The organism is Streptomyces sp. NBC_00012 (assembly GCF_045040875.1).
In the GTDB taxonomy this organism is placed as follows: domain Bacteria; phylum Actinomycetota; class Actinomycetes; order Streptomycetales; family Streptomycetaceae; genus Streptomyces.
In genome coordinates this window covers 3,010,159-3,026,705 of record NZ_CP108309.1, presented here as the reverse complement: position 1 = coordinate 3,026,705, position 16,547 = coordinate 3,010,159, and the positions used below count along the sequence as shown (strand labels likewise).

The following is a 16,547-nucleotide window of genomic DNA, read 5'->3' as shown; positions in this document are numbered from 1 at the left end:
GGAATGCAGCTCTCCGGGCCATGCCTTCGGTGGCTGTTCGGACCGTGTGCGATCCGAACCGGTCAGTTCCGCGAGCAGGGGGCCGGATTCAGCCCTGTGCCAGCCACATGTCGGGGCCGAACACCTCGTAGTGGATGTCGGTCGACGGGATGCCCTTGGCCAGCAGCTGGGTGCGTACGGCGCGCATGAAGGGCAGCGGGCCGCAGAGGTAGGCGTGGGTGCCGGGGGCGACGGCGAGGTCGCTCAGGTCGACCAGGCCGGTGCGGTCGGCGGGGTGGCCGGGCTCGGGGTCCTCGTACCAGAAGTGGGCGGCGGCGTCGGGGAGTTTGCCGGTGAGCAGGGAGTGGTCGGTGCGCATCGCGTGGGTGGCGGGGGAGCGGTCGCCGTGCACGACGGTGACCGGGGCGCGGTGACCGGTCGCCGCGAGGTGCTCCAGCATCGAGATCATCGGGGTGCAGCCGATGCCCGCGGAGGCGAGCAGCAGCGGTGCGTCGGCGGAGTCGAGCACGAGATCGCCGTACGGGGCGGAGACCCGAAGCACGTCACCGGCCTCCACCTCGGTGTGCAGGTGGCGGGAGACCTCGCCGTCGGGCGAGCCGCCGCCCTGCACCTGCTTGACGGTGATCGAGCGGAGCCGGGAGCCGGGGGCGCAGGAGAGGCTGTACTGGCGTATCTGGCGGGCCCCGTCGGCGAGTTCCACCTGTACGGAGACGTACTGGCCGGGCCGGAAGACCGGCGCGGGCGCTCCGTCGGCCGGGCGGAGCTGGAAGGTGGCGACGTCGGCGGTCTCCTCGATCCGGGCGACCACCTCCCAGTCGCGCCACACGTCGCCGGCGACGACGCCCTGCTGCGCGTACAGCCGTTCCTCGATCGAGATCAGGGCGCCGGCCATCAGCCAGTAGACCTCGTCCCAGGCGGCGGCGACCTCAGGGGTGACCGCGTCGCCGAGCACCTCGGCGATGGCGGCGAAGAGGTGGGTGTGCACGATGTCGTACTGGGCGGGGGTGATGCCGAGCGAGGCGTGCTTGTGGGCGATCCGGCCGAGCATCACGTCGGGGCGGGTGTCCGGGTGCTCGATCAGCTGCGTCGCGAAGGCGGCGATGGAGCCCGCGAGGGCCTGCCGCTGGGCGCCGGATGCCTGGTTGCCCCGGTTGAAGAGGTCGCGCAGCAGCTCGGGGTGGGCGTCGAAGAGCTTGCGGTAGAAGAGATCGGCGATTTCCCCGATGGCCGCGCCCACGGCGGGCAGGGTGGCGCGGACGGTGGCGGTCGACGTCTCGGAGAGCATCGGGACTCCTCGCATGTGAATTGGTATTTGAGATTCGTATTTTCGGGCAGCGCGAAGCCGGGCGTTGGGCCCGTGGCGCGGTGTGTGGTGGTTCAGCTGGTGTCCGGGCGCACGCTGCTGATGCCGATCAGCAGCGGTCCGGTGGGGGACGCGACGAGTTCGGTGACGGTGAGTGGATCGAGGGAGGCGTAGAAGGCCTCTTCCGCGAGGCGCAGTGCGCCGCGCAGCCGGCAGGCCGAGCGCAGGGGGCACGGGGCGGCGCCCTCGCAGTCGACGACGTCACCGGGCCCTTCCAGCTCCCGGACGAGTCCGCCGATCGAGGCGGAGCGGCCCGCTCCGGTGAGGCTGAGTCCTCCGCCGCGGCCCCGTCGCGCCTCGATCAGGCCGAGGTGCTGGAGCCTGGCGACGACCTTCGCGGCGTGGGTGTACGGCACCTGCATGGTGGCCGCCACCTCTCGGGTGGTCGGCGGATCCTCGTTCTCCGCGACGGCGAGGCGCATCAGTACGCGCAGCGCCACGTCGGTGAATCTCGTCAGCCGCATGACAGCCACCGTAGATAACTTGCATCGAGGATGCAAGTTAAGGCGGCTCGCGAACGTCGCTGTGCGTTGTGCCCAGCCCAAAGCCGATTAGTCACACTCTTTTGTGTAATGGCGCGACCGCTCTCCGTGCTGAAAGGCTTCTTCTCGCAGGTCAGCCGAAGAATCGAGAGGACGACAGATGTCCGTTGGTGAAGAGGTTCAGAACGCGTCGTTGCCGCCGCAGCAGAGTCTGGGGACGGCAGCGGCGCGGAACCTCGCGACGACCACCAAGTCCGCCCCGCAGATGCAGGAGATCACCTCGCGGTGGCTGCTGAAGATGCTGCCGTGGGTGCAGGTGCAAGGTGGCACCTACCAGGTGAACCGACGGCTGAGCTACTCGGTCGGGGACGGCAGGGTGACCTTTGTGCAGACGGGTGACCGGGTCGCGGTCATCCCGGCCGAGCTCGGTGAGCTCCCCGCCCTGCGGGACTTCGGCGACGAGGAGGTGCTGGGCGAGCTCGCCCGGCGCTGCGAACAGCGCGAGATCGCGGCGGGACAGGTGCTCGCCGCGTCGGGGGACGCGGCGGACAGCGTCTATCTGCTGGCGCACGGCAAGGTCGAGAAGACCGGCACCGGCCCGTACGGGGACGAGACGGTGCTCGGGGTCCACGCCGACGGGGCCTACTTCGGGGACCAGGCCCTGGTCGACGGCGACGCCGTGTGGGAGTACACCGCCCGTGCCGTCACCGCCTGCACGGTGTTGACGCTGAGCCGGGCCGACGTGCTGAACCTCGCCGAGCGGGCGCAGCCGCTCCGCGACCATCTCGCCGGACTGCTCGCCATCCCGGAGCAGCGCACCAACAAGTACGGCGAGGCGGCGATCGACCTCTCCGCCGGCCACGTCGGCGAGGCCGTCGTCCCGCACACGTACGTCGACTACGACGCGTCCCCCCGCGAGTACGAACTGAGCGTGGCCCAGACCGTGCTGAAGGTCCACAGCCGGGTCGCCGACCTCTACAACCAGCCGATGAACCAGACCGAGCAGCAGTTGCGGCTCACGGTCGAGGCGCTGCGCGAGCGCCAGGAGCACGAGCTGATCAACAACCGTGAGTTCGGGCTGCTCAACAACTGCGACTACGGGCAGCGCCTCCAGCCGCACGACGGCGCACCCGGCCCCGACGACATGGACGAGCTGCTCTCCCGCCGCCGCGGTTCGAAGCTCTTCCTCGCCCACCCGAGGGCCATCGCCGCGTTCGGCCGTGAGTGCAACAAGCGCGGTCTGGTGCCGGAGAGCGTCGACATCGGCGGACACCATGTTCCGGCCTGGCGAGGGGTGCCGATCTTCCCGTGCAACAAGATCCCGGTCACCGACGCCCGGACCACGTCGATCATCTGCATGAGGACGGGTGAGGCCGAGCAGGGCGTCATCGGGCTCCAGCAGACCGGCATCCCCGACGAGATCGAGCCCAGCCTCTCGGTCCGCTTCATGGGGATCGACGAGCAGGCGATCATCTCCTACCTGGTGACGGCCTACTACTCCGCGGCCGTCCTCGTACCGGACGCCCTGGGCGTCCTGGAAAACGTCGAGGTCAGCCGCTGGCGGTAACCCCTCGGGGGCCCGGACGACGATGTCCGGGCCCCGTCAACCTCCGCCACCGGGCAGCCGTGCCCGGGGCGGCCTCGGGAGGACGCCCCAGTGAAGACCCACCACGTACCCCAACCACCCACACCCCGGGCCCCGGGCGACGACGCCCTGGCCGCCCCCGTGGCGCAGGGCCAGGAGGCCGGGGTTCTCCTGGAAGAGACCCGGGCCCTGATCGATCCCCGACTGCGCGCCGCCGTCGAATCCCTGCCCGGATCGATCCGCCGCGTCGCGATGTACCACTTCGGCTGGCAGGAGGCCGACGGCACCCCGTCCTCGGGGCCGGCCGGAAAGGCGATCCGGCCCGCACTGGTCCTCGCCGCCGCCCGTGCGCTGGGCGGCGATCCGCAGCGGGCGGTCCGGGCCGCCGTCGCCGTGGAGCTGGCGCACAACTTCACACTGCTGCACGACGACGTCATCGACGAGGACCGGACCCGTCGGCACCGGCCCACGGCCTGGGCGGTCTTCGGCATCCCCGACGCCGTGATCGCGGGCGACGCCATGTTCGCCCTCGCCCAGCGGCTGCTGGCCGAGGACCCGGACCCGGCCTCGGTTCGTGCCTCGGCGCGGCTCTCGACCTGTGTCATCGAGCTGTGCGCGGGCCAGCAGGCCGACTGCGCCTTCGAGGACCGGGGCCCCGACGAGGTCACGCTGGACGAGTGCCTGACCATGGCCACCGCCAAGACCGGAGCCCTGCTCGGATGCGCCTGCGCCCTGGGAGCGCTGTACGCGGGCGCGGAGGAGCGGGCGGTCCGCGGCATGGACGGCTTCGGCCGGGAGGCGGGCCTCGCCTTCCAGCTCATCGACGACCTGATCGGCATCTGGGGAGACCCGGCGCGGACCGGGAAGCCGGTCGGAGCGGATCTCGTCGCCCACAAGAAGTCGCTGCCCGTCGTCGCCGCGCTGGCCTCGGGCACCCCGGCCGCGGCCGAACTCGCCACGCTCTACCGGGGATCGATGAACACCCCGGGTGAGGTGAACCGGGCCGCCGACGCCGTCGACCGGGCCGGCGGCCGGGACTGGGCGCAGATCGCCGCGGCGGACCGGATGGCCCGCGCCGTCCACCACCTGTCCCGGGCGGTCCCCGACCTGGCCCGGGCCGGAGACCTCCTGACCCTGGCGGAGTTCGTCACCCGCCGGACGTACTGACCGCGAAGAACCGGGAACGGCGAAGGGCCGGAGGAAGGAGAACGGACAAGGCGAACGGACAAGGCGAACGGACAAGGCGAACGGAACCGAGGAGAACGGAACCGAGGAGAACAGGGCGAGGTGCCGAGGTCACAAGGCCCGTGACGGGAAACGGAGGGCGGCCGGGCGAATGTCATGGGCACGGGCTACAGTCCGTGCCCATGACAGATGAGTCATGGGCGGGGTGGTACCGGGACCGACAGGGTTCCGACGCCGTCGTCCTCACCACCGACGGACAGCAACTACGCCTCCGGACAAGAGGCATCGACTTCGAGGGCGCGAGCTTCGACGGCCTCACCCCGGCCGTCGGCACGCCACCGGCCGACGGCCGGTTCGTCCTGGTGGACGGTGCGCTGAGCGACTGCGTCCTGGAATGGGACCTGCCGCTCCCGGTCATCTGGGACGGAGCCGTCCACCAGGCCACGCTCAGCTGCCTGTTGTCGCTGCGCCGGCCCGATTCGCACCTCAGCCTTGAGCTGCAGTTCGGCGGCGCGGCCTACGCGTCCCACCGCGCCGAGAGCGACTTCGCGTCCGCACTCGCCACTATCCAGCGCGCACTGCCGTCCGGGGTGCGACTCCAGACCTGCATCGCCTGTGCCTTCTCGGACTACTTCCCGGCCCCGGCCGCGGTGCGCGGATTGTCCGGCGGCCTCGCCTGCTTCCGGGGCGCCAAGGACGCCTACCGCGGGGCGGCCGGTCAGGGCGACGTCCGGGACCTGTGGGACCGGCGTACCGGATTCGTCCAGGAGATCTGGAGCTGCCGCGAGTACGAGCCCCGCCCGGAGACCGGTGCGGGCACCGGACACCGTGGCGCGTTCCCGCTGGAACTCGCCTGAGCTGCATGCCCGGAGGACACGCCTGATCGCCGCCGCCTCAGCCCTGGCATCCGTCTCTGCCTCAGCCCTGGCTTCCGCGCCGGCCCCGCTCAGCCCGGTCCGGGCAGAGAGGAGCCGGGCCGGGAGGGCGGCGTGGTGGCGTGCCAGTCGCCGGTGGCGTCGATGTTGGAAGTGGCGCTGAGAGCCGCGCGATCGGCGTCGCCGGCGCGCAGTGCGTCGAGGAGGTCCTCGTGCCCGCGGGGGTCCGCGCCGTCGAAGCCGTGGTCCGCCCAGTGGGCCGCCACGGAACGGCGCAGGGCCGGACCGAGGGCGGCGTAGAGGTCGTTCAGCAGGCTGTTGCCGCCACCGGCGGCGACCGCCTGGTGGAAGCCGTGATCGGCCTCGATCCATGCCTCCCGGTCGCGCTGCCGCCAGGCGGTGGCGCGCCGGGTCAGCAGCGCGTCGAGACCGTCCAGCCCTTCGGGGGTGATGCGGGCGGCGGCCAGACGGGCGGCCTGGGCGTCCAGCCCCTGGCGGACCTCCAGGACCTCGCCCAGCTCGCTGCCGAGGCGCTGGATGGCGCCGGACAGCTCGCTGGTGGCGCGCACATAGGTGCCGTCGCCCTGCCGTGCCTGCAGAAGCCCCGCGTGGATGAGTGCGCGAGTCGCCTCGCGGAGCGTCCCGCGGGCGATCCCGAGCTCTTCGATGAGTGCCGTCTCGGTCGGGATGCGGGCCCCCACCGGCCATCTTCCCGAGGTGATCTCGTCGCGCAGTCGCTGGATGACGTCGTCGACCAGCACCGAGCGGCGGACGGAGGGGAGAGCCACGGATGGTCCTTCCTGGTGGTGGGCGGGTCCGGCCGGGCGAGCGGGTCCGGCGGCAGTCGAGCGGCCTGCTGAGCGGGTACGGAGGCAATCGTACCTTTAAAGGTTGGACGTTAAAGGTCAGACGTTTTATGTTTCTGCCATGCTGCTCACCCGCCGCCCCCCGAACGCCACCCCCCGTCCGGCCTCCGCCCGGCTGATGTCCCGTGCCGCCGCGACCTGGCTGACCGCCACCGGCATCGTCCTGATCGCCCTCAATCTGCGGCTGGGCATCAGCAGTACGTCCGCGCTGCTGGAACAGCTCCGGGCCGAGCTGGGGTTCGGGCCGTTCGTCGCATCCATGGTCCCGGCGCTGCCGACGCTGTGCTTCGCGGCGGTCGGCGCGACCAGTGCCATGCTGGCCCGGCGCGTGGGCACCGAGCGTGCCGTCCTGCTGGCGCTGGTGGTGCTGTCCGCCGGGCTCGCCGTGCGCGCGGTGCCCCGGACCGGGGCGTTGCTGGCCGGCACCCTGCTGGGTGCGGCGGGGCTGGCCCTGTGCAACGTTCTGCTGCCCGCGGTGGTCAAGACGCACTTCCCCGCCCGGGTCGCCCTGATGACCGGGGTGTACACCACCGCGATGGCGCTCGGCTCGGCCGTCGCGGCGGCCGCGGCGGTCCCCGTCGCCGACCTGGCGGGGAAGCCCTCGTCGGGGCTGGCGGCCTGGGCCCTGCCCGCCGTGCTAGCCCTGGCCGTGTGGGGGCTGCGGTCGGGCTCCTGGCGGGCTGCGGCATGGCGTGCGGACCGTGGCGCGGTCTCGGCCCGGAGCGCCGGGCGCACCCGCTTCGGGCTGCTGGTGACCGCGTTCTTCGCCCTGCAGTCCCTCAACAGCTACGTGGTCATCGGCTGGCTGCCGACCGTCCTGTCCGACCACGGGATGAGCTCCGACCGGGCCGGGGTCATGCTGGGGCTGGCGCTGATCGTGGGCGTTCCCTCGACCTTCGTCCTGATGCCGCTCACCAGGACGGCGGCGCGGCTGCGGTCGGCGTTCGTCATGGTCGGCGTCGCGCTGTCGGCCGGATATCTCGGCCTGCTCTGCGCCCCGTTGGCCCTGCCCGTCCTCTGGGCGGTGCTGACCGGCTTCGGACTGGGGGCGTTCCCGCTGGTCCTGGCCGTCATCGGGGCGAGCGGCCGGAGCGCGCAGGAGACCGCGGCGCTGTCCACCTTCTCGCAGAGCACCGGCTATCTTCTCGCCTCGGTGGGCCCCATGGGCATCGGGCTGCTGCGCTCGGCCACCGGCGACTGGACGCTGCCCCTGGCCGTACTGCTCGCGCTCGCCGCCCTCCAACTGCTCGTCGGACTCCGCCTGACCCAGACCCTGCCCCGTACCGAACCCGAAGGCCGGTAGGACCCACAAGGATCGGTGGGCCGGCCCGGAGGCCGTAAGCCGCCCCGAAGGGGCCACCCCGTCCTACGGGGCGGCCCCATCGGTGTGGTGCGTCCGGACCGCGGGGGTCAGGAGGCGCTGCGCGCGAGTCCGGCCGCGAAGCCGTTCTGCCAGAGGTAGTTGACCTGGCTGCGCTCACTCGTGTTGGGGTACGGGTTGGTGCAGGACGTGCCGGGGCCGCCGCCCGACATCAGCTCGCTGCACGGACCCGAGTAGTGGTCCGGAAGGCCGAGCACATGCCCCGTCTCGTGCGCGGTGACGCGGGTCGAGTCGTACTGCTGGTTCTGCGCGTAGTCCAGGAAGATGTACCCGTTGCCGTGCCCGTCGGTGCTCGCGTACGAGCCCCTGGAGTCATTGCCCTCGTAGTAGGTGAAGTCGGCGTTCGAGCCTTCCTGCAGCCGGACGCTGGAGACGGAGCTGTTCCAGATCTGCGCGCTGTTGGCTATCTGGGTACGGAAACTGGGCGCGTTGGCCGTGCTGTAGACGACGGTGACCGACTGGGCGCCGGGGTTCGCCGCACGCTTCTTCGCCACGGACTTGGCGACCGCCTCGAAGAACGCCTTGTTCGCGGCGGCGTTCTCGTGCGACCCGGCGTAGGCGGTGTAGTCCGCCCGGGCCTGCGAGACGGTGTCGGCGGGGGCCGAGGAAGCGGCGATGGCGGGGGCGGTGCCGAGCGCGGCCGCGAGGCCGAAGCCGAGGCCGACCACGGCCGACATGACGGTCCTGGGGTGCTTCATGGGGGGTCTCCTACCGGTTACCGGTCCGATGAACCCGTCCGATGATCGGACTCGGACGGGTGCGGTACGGAGAGAGTGTCGGGGAGCGGAAGCCCGGGCGGATGATGTCAACCGTCGATAACACCGCCCTATCGCCACCACCGGTACTGCCGTCGAAGCATTCCCCAACTCCAGGTGAATTAAAGGTTTTTGAGGCGATTGGGGAGTCTGGTGCGACAGTCGCCCGCAGCCCTACGCTCGACCGTATGGAGCTTGAGGTGAGACACCTCAGGGCGCTCTGCGCCATCGCGGACACGGGCAGCCTGCATCAAGCCGCCCGCCGACTGGGCGTGAGCCAGCCCTCCCTGACCACCCAGCTGCGCCGGATCGAGAACACCCTGGGCGCCGAGCTGTTCAGTCGCGAACGGACCGGCTGCAGCCCGACGTTGCTCGGCCGCGCCGTCCTCAGCCGGGCCCGCCCCCTGGTCGACGGGATGACCGCCCTGGTCAGCGACGCGAAGGCGGAGGCCGACGTGATCCGTGCCTCAGGGCCGCGGCTGCGCATCGGCTGCACCGCGAGCCGCGTCATCGGCGGCTGGCTGCGCAGGCTGCGGCTCCGGCTGCCCGGCACGGACATCTCGCTGCGGGTCGACGTATCGGCCCGCGCACTGCTGCGCGACATCGCGTCGGGCGCGCTCGACGTCGCCTTCGTCCACGAGGTCGAGGGCTGCCCGCTGGCCGTTCCCGATGGTCTGGAACAGCGCGTGCTCCTGGACCGCGAACCGCAGTTCATCTCCATGGCCAGGGATCACCCGGCCGCCGCCCGGCCCGTGGTCGACCTCGTCGATCTGGCCGGCGACCGGTGGATGGTCGATCCCACGGTGGACGGCGAATGGGACGGGCTGCGCCGGGTGTTCGGCGAGGCCGGGCTCGCGCCGACCGTCCTGCACGGCGACTACCTCACCGCCGCTTCCCTCGTCGTGCTCGGCGAGGCGGTCGCCCCCTGTCAGCCCACCTCCGGACCGCGCGACGACATGGCGATCCGCCCGCTGCGCGACGACCCGCTCGCCGTACGGCTGCTGCTGGTGTCCCGGCCGGGCGCCGACATGGGGGCGGTGTACGGGGAACTGGAGGCGGCCTACCGGGAGGCGGCCCGACGTGCGGCCGGGTATCACCAGTGGCTGCTGCGCAACCGCAGCCCGCTCGCCCGCACGCCGTGACGGCCCGGTTCCCGATTCCGCCGAGAGCGAGGACCGGTTCCCAGCGCGCCGCCCGGCGGGCAGAGTCGGGCACATGAGGCTTCTGATGCTGGGCGGTACGGAATTCGTGGGGCGCGCCGTCACCGAGGCGGCGCTGGCGCGGGGCTGGGAGGTCACGGTGTTCCACCGCGGCCGGCACGCGCCCCCGCCGGGCGTGGCGGAGCTCCTCGGTGACCGCACCGCCGAGGACGGACTCGCCGCCCTCGCGGGCGACGGCGACGGGTACACCTGGGACCTGGTGGTCGACACCTGGAGCGGCGCCCCCTCGGCCGTACGGGACGCCGCCCGTCTGCTGGCGGACCGGGCCGCCCGGTACGCGTACGTCTCCAGCCGCTCCGTGTACGAGCATCCGGCACCGGCCGGTCTGCCCGAGGCCCCGTTGGTGGCCGGTGCCTCGCCCGACGCGGGCGGGGACGTCCCGTACCCGCTGGCCAAGCGCGGCGGCGAGCTGGCGGTGCTCGACGCCTTCGGCGACCGGGCCCTGTTCGCCCGCGCGGGGCTGATCCTGGGCCCCTGGGAGAACATCGGCAGGCTGCCCTGGTGGCTGCTGCGGATCGCCCGCGGCGGACCCGTACTGGCCCCGGGCACACCGGACCTGAGGCTTCAGTACATCGACGCCCGCGACCTCGCGAACTGGCTGCTGGACGCGGCCGACAGCGGTCTGCGCGGGCCGTACGACCTGGTCGGCCGGACGGGGCACGCCACCATGGGTCAGCTGCTGGACGCCTGCGTACATGTCACCGGCTCCGACGCGGAACTGCGCTGGACACCCGCGGAGCGGATCCTCGCGGCAGGTGTGGAGCCATGGACCGATCTGCCGGTCTGGCTGCCGCCGGGCGAGCTGTACGAAGCGATCCACGGGGCCGACGTCAGCAGGGCGTACGCGACCGGCCTGCGCTGCCGCCCGGTCGAGGAGACGGTCGCCGACACCTGGAAATGGCTGGAGGAGCTGGGCGGGGTGGCTCCGCAGCGGCCGGACCGGCCCGCGGTCGGCCTGGATCCGGACGTGGAGGCCCAACTGCTGGCGGAAGGGGCCTGACACACCGCCAGGGGCCGTGACGCGCCGCCCGGGTGCGCCCTCGGGTGCCGGGGGTCCATCGGGGTTGGTCCGGGCGTGGCATTCCTATCGTTTCGTAGGTAAAGCTGCATATTGCCCTTTATGGCAACACATGCGCGTACGCGCGACAACGGTATCCGGGCGGCGGTGGCCACGGCGGCGGCCGCGGCAATCGTGGGGGCGACGGCGTCCGTCGCTCTCGCCGACCCGCTGCCCGGCGGGCTCGGTCCGTGTCTGGGCAGCGACTGCCCGACGACCTGGCTCGATCCGAACAACGGGCCCGTCACCCACCACGACAGCAACATCAATATCTTCGTCGGCGGCGACTTCCTGGTCCGGGAGGCCGCCGCCGAGGCCGAGGGGAAGATCGTCACCCTCGGGCGGTTCGACGTGAACAAGCGCGCGGGCGCCTCGCAGATCTACAACGTCGGCGTGGCCGGCGTGGGCTCCCGGGTGCCGCCGCCCGACGGCTCCGACTACCTGACCGTCGGCGGACCCCTGTCCGTCGCGGACGGGCAGCGGCTGCTCGCCGAGGAGGGGACGAACGTCGGTGTGGTCAAGTACGCCCGGACCGTCAGCGGAACGGTGATCCCGGCCCCGCTGCGCGACCCGGACGCCACGGACCCGTACACGGCGCTGCGCGACCAGCTGAGCGCGGCCAGCCACTGCTACGCGTACGACGACAACCAGGACCACCGCCGTCCCGTCACGGGCACCGTGGTGAACACCGGTTCCGAGACCGTCTTCACCGGTGACGGCACCTCGGCCCTCCAGGTCTTCGCCCTCGACGCCGACATGGCCACGGCCCAGGGCGGCCAGCAGGGCATCACCTTCAATGCGATCCCGGACGGCGCGACCGTCCTGGTCAACGTCTACGGCAGCGCCCGCAGCATCAGCACATACATGGGCTCGCTGCCGCAGGCCGGACTCCGCGAGCGCCTGCTGTGGAACTTCCCGGACGCCACCGAGGTCGGGCTGCACGGCACCGGCCAGTTCCAGGGCAGCGTGCTGGTCGGCCGGCAGTCCAGTACCGCCACCCTGGACATGAGCGGCACCAACGGCCGTTTCTGCACCGCCGGTTCGCTGACCCACACCTCGGCGGGCGAGTCGGGCGGCCAGGAGCTGCACGCCTACCCCTTCGACGGCGATCTGCCGACCTACGGCGAGGAGCCGACCCCGACGCCGACGGACACGCCCACGCCCACGCCGACCCCGACGGACACGCCCACGCCGACCCCGACGGACACCCACACCCCGACCCACACCCCCGGACCGACCCACACCCCCGGACCGACCCACACCCCCGGACCGAAGCCCGTACCCAGCCACACCTGGCCGCACAAGCCCGACGGTCCGGACGAGCCCGGCGGCTGGCCGCACAAGCCCCATCCCGGAGGCGAGCTCCCGCACACGGGCGCGCGCGGCGGTGAATGGATTCTCGGCGGTATCGCCGCCGCTCTGCTCGCGGCCGGATCGGCGGCCACGCTGGTGGCCCGCAGGGCGCGCCGACGCGGCTAGTTTTGGCCCATGGCCGAACTGCTGCTGCACCTCACCGAAGGTCCCCTGTGGGAGGCGGCCCGCGGGATCGGGACGTACGAGATGTCCACCCGCGGCCGCACCCTGCACGAAGAGGGCTTCATCCACTGCTCGCTGCCGCACCAACTCCCCGGCGTGGCCGAGATGCTGTACGGCGCCAGGAGCGGGGCCGGGACCGGCGACCAGGAACTCGTGGTCCTCGTCATCGATCCCGATCGGCTCCCGGCGCCCGTACGGTACGAGGCCGTCGCGCCCGGCGGCGAGGAGTTCCCGCACATCTACGGCCCCGTCCCGGTGGACGCGGTCGTGGAGGTGCGCCCCTGGCTGCGCAAGGAAGGCGACCCCGCATGAACAACCCACCACCCACCGGCCCGGAGAACCCGGACGCCCCCATCGTCGCCGTCACCGGCGCGGGCGGAGCCATCGGCGGCCGGGTCGCACGGCGCCTGGCGCGGGCCGGCGTGCCCGTGCGGCTCCTCGGACGCGACCCGTCCCGGCTGCCCGAACTGCCCGGCACCGTGGCCGCGCCGCCCGCCCCGTACGGCGACGGCGAGGCGATGCGCCGCGCCCTGGCCGGGGCGCACACGCTGTTCCTCGTCTCGGCGCACGAGAGCCCGTACCGGGTGCGCGAGCACACGACGGCCGTGGACGCGGCGGTCGCCGTGGGCGTCGAACGCATCGTGTACGTCTCCTTCCTGGGCGCGGCGCCGGACGCCACGTTCACCTTCGCCCGGGACCACTGGCACACCGAGGCGCACATCAGGGCCGCCGATGTCCGCCACACGTTCCTGCGCGACAGCCTGTACCTCGCCGGGATCCCGGCCATGACCGGTGCCGACGGGGTGCTGCGCGGCCCCGGTGGCGACGGCCGGGTGGCGGCGGTGGCGCACGACGACATCGCGGACGCCGCGGCCGCCGTACTGCTGGCCGACACCGAGCACGCCGACACCCGCCACGACGGGGTGACGTACGACCTCACGGGCCCCGAGGCGTTCACCCTCGCCGAGGCGGCCGAGGAGTTGAGCAGGTACACCGGCCGGACCGTCACCTACCTGCCGGAGACCCGGGAGGAGGCCTACGCGTCCCGGACGCAGTACGGTGCCGAGGACTGGGAGGTGGCCGGCTGGGTGACGTCGTACGAGGCCATCGCCACCGGCGAGATGGCCACGGTCTCGGACGCCGTGCCGGAGCTCACCGGGCATCCGGCGACGAGCCTGGCCGCGTTCCTGCGGGAGCATCCGGACAGCTACCGGCATCTGCTGGCGACGGACTGACCCCGCCCCGCGGCGGGTGAGGTCGTGGAGGGAAAGGGACCTGCGGCCATGCGTACGGAGACTCCGTGGGGCCCCTGGGATCCGCCCCCGCCGGACGAGGCCGCCCGCCTCTTCGCGCCGCTGTGTGTCCCCTGGTGGATCGCCGGGGGATACGCGGTCGAACTCGCCGTGGGCCACGCCTTCCGGGACCACGCCGACGTCGACGTACTGCTGCTCCGCCGCGACCAGCTCGCCGCCCAGCGGCTCCTGGCGGGCTGGGAGTGGTGGGCCGCGGACCCGCCCGGCACCCTGCGCCCGTGGCTCCCGGGCGAGATCCTGCCGCCGCACGTGCACGACATCTGGTGCCGCCCCGGCCGCGCCGAGCCCTGGCGCGTCCAGCTCATGCTCGACGACACGGAGGACGGCGACTGGCTGTTCCGCCGTGACCCCCGGGTCCGGCTGCCGGTCGACCGGCTCGGAGGGGTCTTTGAGGGCGGTGTTCCGTACCTCCGCCCCGAGGTGCAGCTGCTGTACAAGGCCGGCTCCCCGCGCCCCAAGGACGAGCAGGACTTCGCGGAGGCGCTGCCGGTGCTCGACGCGGACCAGCGTGCCTGGCTGACCGGGGCCATCGCCCTGGCCGAGGGCGCCGGGCATCCGTGGGCGGCGCGGTTGCGGGCCCGCCCGGCGGGCTGACGGGGCGCGGGGCGCCGCCACCGGGACGGGCGGCCGGCCCTCAGCCCACGTACGCGCCCGCCCGGGCCGCCGCCTCGGCGGCTCCGGCGGCCCGGTCCGCCGCCGCCTCGTCGAGGGGGTCGCCGCTGGCCAGCAGCCGGTAGTAGAGCGGCGCCGACACGGCGCGGATCACCTCGTCCGCGTCCGTGCCCGCGGGCAGCTCCCCGCGCTCGACGGCCTCGGTGACGCAGCCGGACCACTCCTTGATCCGGATCGCGTAGAACCGGTGCAGCGCCTCGGCGGTGCGCGGATCGCAGGTGGCCGCGGCGATCACGGACCTGAAGAGCGCCCCCTGCCGCGGGTCCGAGAGGGTCCTGACCACCAGCCGGGCGTTGGCCCGGAGATCCTCGGCCAGCGAACCCGTGGCCGTACGGGGTGAGGACTGCTCGGCCATGTCGTCGAGCAGGTCCGCGATCAGGCCGGTGGGGGTGGACCAGCGCCGGTAGACGGTCGTCTTGCCGACCTCCGCCCGGCGCGCGACATCGGCGAGGTCCAGCCGGTCGAAGCCGTGCTCGGCCAGGGCGTCGCCCGCCGCCCGCAGGACCGATTCCCGGACCCGGGCGGTACGGCCCCCGGGCCGGACGCTGCCGGGCTCCACACCCTCAGAAGCCATAACGGGTCTCCAGTTCCATTAGTAACCCTTTCCCTGCTACGGTGACTCCATCTTAACGGAACTCTAGTCCTGTTAAAATCTCTTCGTGGAGGAGTCTCATCATGTCCGCACCCAGCCCGGCCTCGCCCGCCCCCTCGGCCTCGCCCGCCACTCCAACCCCATCCGCCCCGGCCGGCGCCGCCGCTCCCGCCGCCTCCTCGTCCGGAACCCGGATGACCGGACGCCAGAAGCTCGTCCTCGCGCTCCTCCTCGGCGCCCAGTTCATGATCGCCGTGGACTTCTCGATCCTGAACGTGGCGCTGCCGGTCGTCGGCGAGGGGCTCGGTTTCTCCCTCTCCCGTCTCCAGTGGATCGCCACCGCGTTCGCGCTCGCCGCCGCCGGCTTCACACTGCTCTTCGGTCGCATCGCCGACCTCGTCGGCCGCAAGAGGCTGTTCCTCGCGGGCATGGTCGTCCTCGGCCTCTCCTCCGCCCTCGGCGGGCTCGCCACCTCACCCGAAGTGCTGCTCGTGGCAAGGGTGTTGCAGGGGCTCGCCACGGCGGCCGTCACCCCGGCCGGGCTCGCCCTGCTGACCACCGCCTTCAAGGAGGGGCCGCTGCGCGAGCGCGCCCTGGGGCTCAACGGGGCGCTGATGTCCGCCGGATTCACCGCCGGGGCCATCCTCGGCGGCCTGCTCACCGATCTGCTCTCCTGGCGCTGGGCGTTCTTCATCAACGTGCCGGTGGCCGCCCTGGTGGTCGCCCTGGCACCGGCCGTCATCACCGACTCGCGGCCCGCCGTGCGCCCCCGGCTCGACGTCCCGGGCGCCGTGACCGTGACCGGCGGTCTGCTCCTGCTCGTCTACGGGCTGACGCAGGCCGGCGAGTCCGGCTGGACCCGGCCCGCCACCCTGGCCGCACTCCTCGTCGGGCTCGCCCTCCTCATCGCCTTCCGGGCCGTCGAGAAGAAGGCCGCGGCACCGCTGGTCCCCGTACACGTCCTGAAGAGGCGCAGCGTCATCTGGGGCAACACCGCCGGTCTGATCGCCTTCGTCACCGAGACCTCGCTGGTCTTCCTGCTCACCCTCTACCTGCAGGAAGTCCTCGGCTACTCACCGCTCGCCACCGGTCTCGCCTTCGGTGTCCTGGGCATCGGCACCGTGATCGGCGGCACCCTCGGCGGCCGCGCCGTCGGCCGGTTCGGGAACCGTACGACCATCGTCACCGGCGGGGCCGTCCAGGCCGTCGCCACCCTCTCCCTGGTGGCGCTCGGAACGTCGGGGGGCTGGATCGCGCTGCTGCTGGCGGCCACCTTCGTCGGCGGCATCGGCAACATGCTGATGATCGTCGGCTTCATGGTCACCGCGACCTCCGGCCTCCCCGACGAGGAACAGGGCCTGGCCACCGGCCTCGCCACCATGACGCAGCAGGTCGGCATCACCATGGGCATCCCGGTCATGAGCGCGGTCGCCACCGCCCGGATGTCCGCACTCGGCGACACCGGCCCCGAGGGCGTTCTCTCGGGGGTCTCGGTCGCGATCCTGGTCAACTCGGCACTGGTACTGGCCGGGGCGCTGCTCACGGGCGCCTTCCTCGGGCCGCGGCGGATGAGTAGCGAAGCGCGGCGGTGAGGGGGAGTGCGGCGATGCCGGGCGGGGGATCCGAGGGACCCTCTTGCCCGGCGTCGCCGCTCCCGGTCCTCGA

Annotated in this window: 16 protein-coding genes; 11 read left to right on the top strand and 5 right to left on the bottom strand. The window is 72.6% G+C overall.

What is annotated here, in order from left to right; all coding sequences use genetic code 11:
• Window positions 1–88: 88 nt before the first annotated feature.
• Together OHA19_RS13745 and OHA19_RS13740 are read right to left on the bottom strand one after the other, a co-directional pair.
• Window positions 89–1,285 (bottom strand): globin domain-containing protein, encoded by a 1,197-nt coding sequence (locus OHA19_RS13745; protein WP_405750355.1) that lies wholly within the window; start codon window positions 1,283–1,285, stop codon window positions 89–91.
• A gap of 92 nt (window positions 1,286–1,377) precedes the next feature.
• A complete protein-coding gene (locus OHA19_RS13740) occupies window positions 1,378–1,827 on the bottom strand; it encodes an RrF2 family transcriptional regulator (protein WP_405716516.1) in 450 nt (149 codons plus the stop codon).
• Between the two features lie 178 nt (window positions 1,828–2,005).
• Between OHA19_RS13740 and OHA19_RS13735 the strand changes: the two genes are divergently transcribed.
• The 3 genes from OHA19_RS13735 (at window position 2,006) to OHA19_RS13725 (ending at window position 5,472) form a co-directional block, all read left to right on the top strand.
• Window positions 2,006–3,412, top strand: coding sequence for a family 2B encapsulin nanocompartment shell protein (locus OHA19_RS13735; protein WP_405750352.1), 1,407 nt, complete (start codon window positions 2,006–2,008; stop codon window positions 3,410–3,412).
• A 147-nt stretch (window positions 3,413–3,559) separates the two neighbouring features.
• Window positions 3,560–4,597, top strand: coding sequence for a family 2 encapsulin nanocompartment cargo protein polyprenyl transferase (locus OHA19_RS13730; protein WP_405721852.1), 1,038 nt, complete (start codon window positions 3,560–3,562; stop codon window positions 4,595–4,597).
• A 200-nt stretch (window positions 4,598–4,797) separates the two neighbouring features.
• Window positions 4,798–5,472 (top strand): DUF6304 family protein, encoded by a 675-nt coding sequence (locus OHA19_RS13725; protein WP_405716517.1) that lies wholly within the window; start codon window positions 4,798–4,800, stop codon window positions 5,470–5,472.
• A gap of 89 nt (window positions 5,473–5,561) precedes the next feature.
• On the opposite strand, the gene OHA19_RS13720 is transcribed toward OHA19_RS13725, so the two are convergent.
• On the bottom strand, window positions 5,562–6,278 hold the full coding sequence (locus tag OHA19_RS13720) for a FadR/GntR family transcriptional regulator (RefSeq protein ID WP_405716518.1): 717 nt from the start codon (window positions 6,276–6,278) through the stop codon (window positions 5,562–5,564).
• A gap of 139 nt (window positions 6,279–6,417) precedes the next feature.
• Here OHA19_RS13720 and OHA19_RS13715 point away from each other — a divergent pair, with 139 nt between their 5' ends.
• Window positions 6,418–7,659, top strand: a complete 1,242-nt coding sequence (locus tag OHA19_RS13715; protein ID WP_405716519.1) for an MFS transporter — start codon at window positions 6,418–6,420, stop codon at window positions 7,657–7,659.
• A 107-nt stretch (window positions 7,660–7,766) separates the two neighbouring features.
• Here OHA19_RS13715 and snpA read toward each other — a convergent pair whose 3' ends face one another.
• Window positions 7,767–8,435: a snapalysin gene (gene snpA / locus OHA19_RS13710; protein ID WP_405716520.1), complete on the bottom strand. Its 669-nt coding sequence runs from the start codon at window positions 8,433–8,435 to the stop codon at window positions 7,767–7,769.
• Window positions 8,436–8,680: 245 nt separating this feature from the next.
• On the opposite strand from snpA, the gene OHA19_RS13705 reads away from it, so the two are divergent.
• The 6 genes from OHA19_RS13705 to OHA19_RS13680 all read left to right on the top strand — a co-directional run bounded on the left by OHA19_RS13705 (window position 8,681) and on the right by OHA19_RS13680 (window position 14,212).
• Complete coding sequence (locus OHA19_RS13705; protein ID WP_405716521.1) at window positions 8,681–9,634, top strand: LysR family transcriptional regulator; 954 nt, start codon at window positions 8,681–8,683, stop codon at window positions 9,632–9,634.
• Window positions 9,635–9,719: 85 nt separating this feature from the next.
• Entirely contained in the window at window positions 9,720–10,712 is a 993-nt protein-coding gene (locus OHA19_RS13700; RefSeq protein WP_405721854.1) for an NAD-dependent epimerase/dehydratase family protein, read from the top strand.
• 120 nt (window positions 10,713–10,832) lie between these two features.
• A complete protein-coding gene (locus OHA19_RS13695; protein ID WP_405716522.1) occupies window positions 10,833–12,248 on the top strand; it encodes a choice-of-anchor A family protein in 1,416 nt (471 codons plus the stop codon).
• A gap of 9 nt (window positions 12,249–12,257) precedes the next feature.
• A complete protein-coding gene (locus tag OHA19_RS13690; protein ID WP_405716523.1) occupies window positions 12,258–12,617 on the top strand; it encodes a DUF952 domain-containing protein in 360 nt (119 codons plus the stop codon).
• Window positions 12,614–13,540: an NAD(P)H-binding protein gene (locus OHA19_RS13685; protein ID WP_405716524.1), complete on the top strand. Its 927-nt coding sequence runs from the start codon at window positions 12,614–12,616 to the stop codon at window positions 13,538–13,540. Before OHA19_RS13690 ends, OHA19_RS13685 begins: the two co-directional genes overlap by 4 nt.
• Window positions 13,541–13,588: 48 nt before the next feature.
• Window positions 13,589–14,212, top strand: coding sequence for a nucleotidyltransferase domain-containing protein (locus tag OHA19_RS13680; RefSeq protein ID WP_405716525.1), 624 nt, complete (start codon window positions 13,589–13,591; stop codon window positions 14,210–14,212).
• A 40-nt stretch (window positions 14,213–14,252) separates the two neighbouring features.
• Here the strand turns inward: OHA19_RS13680 and OHA19_RS13675 are convergent, their stop codons facing one another.
• Window positions 14,253–14,864, bottom strand: a complete 612-nt coding sequence (locus OHA19_RS13675) for a TetR/AcrR family transcriptional regulator (RefSeq protein ID WP_405716526.1) — start codon at window positions 14,862–14,864, stop codon at window positions 14,253–14,255.
• A 101-nt stretch (window positions 14,865–14,965) separates the two neighbouring features.
• On the opposite strand from OHA19_RS13675, the gene OHA19_RS13670 reads away from it, so the two are divergent.
• Window positions 14,966–16,474 carry an MFS transporter gene (locus OHA19_RS13670; RefSeq protein WP_405716527.1) on the top strand — a complete coding sequence of 503 codons (1,509 nt, stop codon included), beginning with the start codon at window positions 14,966–14,968 and terminating at the stop codon, window positions 16,472–16,474.
• Window positions 16,475–16,547 lie beyond the last annotated feature (73 nt).

Coding starts and splice junctions, on each gene's coding strand:
- OHA19_RS13745 (WP_405750355.1), bottom strand. CDS start 1,285: ATGCTCTCCGAGACGTCGACCGCCACCGTCCGCGCCACCCTGCCCGCC.
- OHA19_RS13740 (WP_405716516.1), bottom strand. CDS start 1,827: ATGCGGCTGACGAGATTCACCGACGTGGCGCTGCGCGTACTGATGCGC.
- OHA19_RS13735 (WP_405750352.1), top strand. CDS start 2,006: ATGTCCGTTGGTGAAGAGGTTCAGAACGCGTCGTTGCCGCCGCAGCAG.
- OHA19_RS13725 (WP_405716517.1), top strand. CDS start 4,798: ATGACAGATGAGTCATGGGCGGGGTGGTACCGGGACCGACAGGGTTCC.
- OHA19_RS13715 (WP_405716519.1), top strand. CDS start 6,418: ATGCTGCTCACCCGCCGCCCCCCGAACGCCACCCCCCGTCCGGCCTCC.
- snpA (WP_405716520.1), bottom strand. CDS start 8,435: ATGAAGCACCCCAGGACCGTCATGTCGGCCGTGGTCGGCCTCGGCTTC.
- OHA19_RS13705 (WP_405716521.1), top strand. CDS start 8,681: ATGGAGCTTGAGGTGAGACACCTCAGGGCGCTCTGCGCCATCGCGGAC.
- OHA19_RS13700 (WP_405721854.1), top strand. CDS start 9,720: ATGCTGGGCGGTACGGAATTCGTGGGGCGCGCCGTCACCGAGGCGGCG.
- OHA19_RS13695 (WP_405716522.1), top strand. CDS start 10,833: ATGGCAACACATGCGCGTACGCGCGACAACGGTATCCGGGCGGCGGTG.
- OHA19_RS13690 (WP_405716523.1), top strand. CDS start 12,258: ATGGCCGAACTGCTGCTGCACCTCACCGAAGGTCCCCTGTGGGAGGCG.
- OHA19_RS13685 (WP_405716524.1), top strand. CDS start 12,614: ATGAACAACCCACCACCCACCGGCCCGGAGAACCCGGACGCCCCCATC.
- OHA19_RS13680 (WP_405716525.1), top strand. CDS start 13,589: ATGCGTACGGAGACTCCGTGGGGCCCCTGGGATCCGCCCCCGCCGGAC.
- OHA19_RS13675 (WP_405716526.1), bottom strand. CDS start 14,864: ATGGCTTCTGAGGGTGTGGAGCCCGGCAGCGTCCGGCCCGGGGGCCGT.
- OHA19_RS13670 (WP_405716527.1), top strand. CDS start 14,966: ATGTCCGCACCCAGCCCGGCCTCGCCCGCCCCCTCGGCCTCGCCCGCC.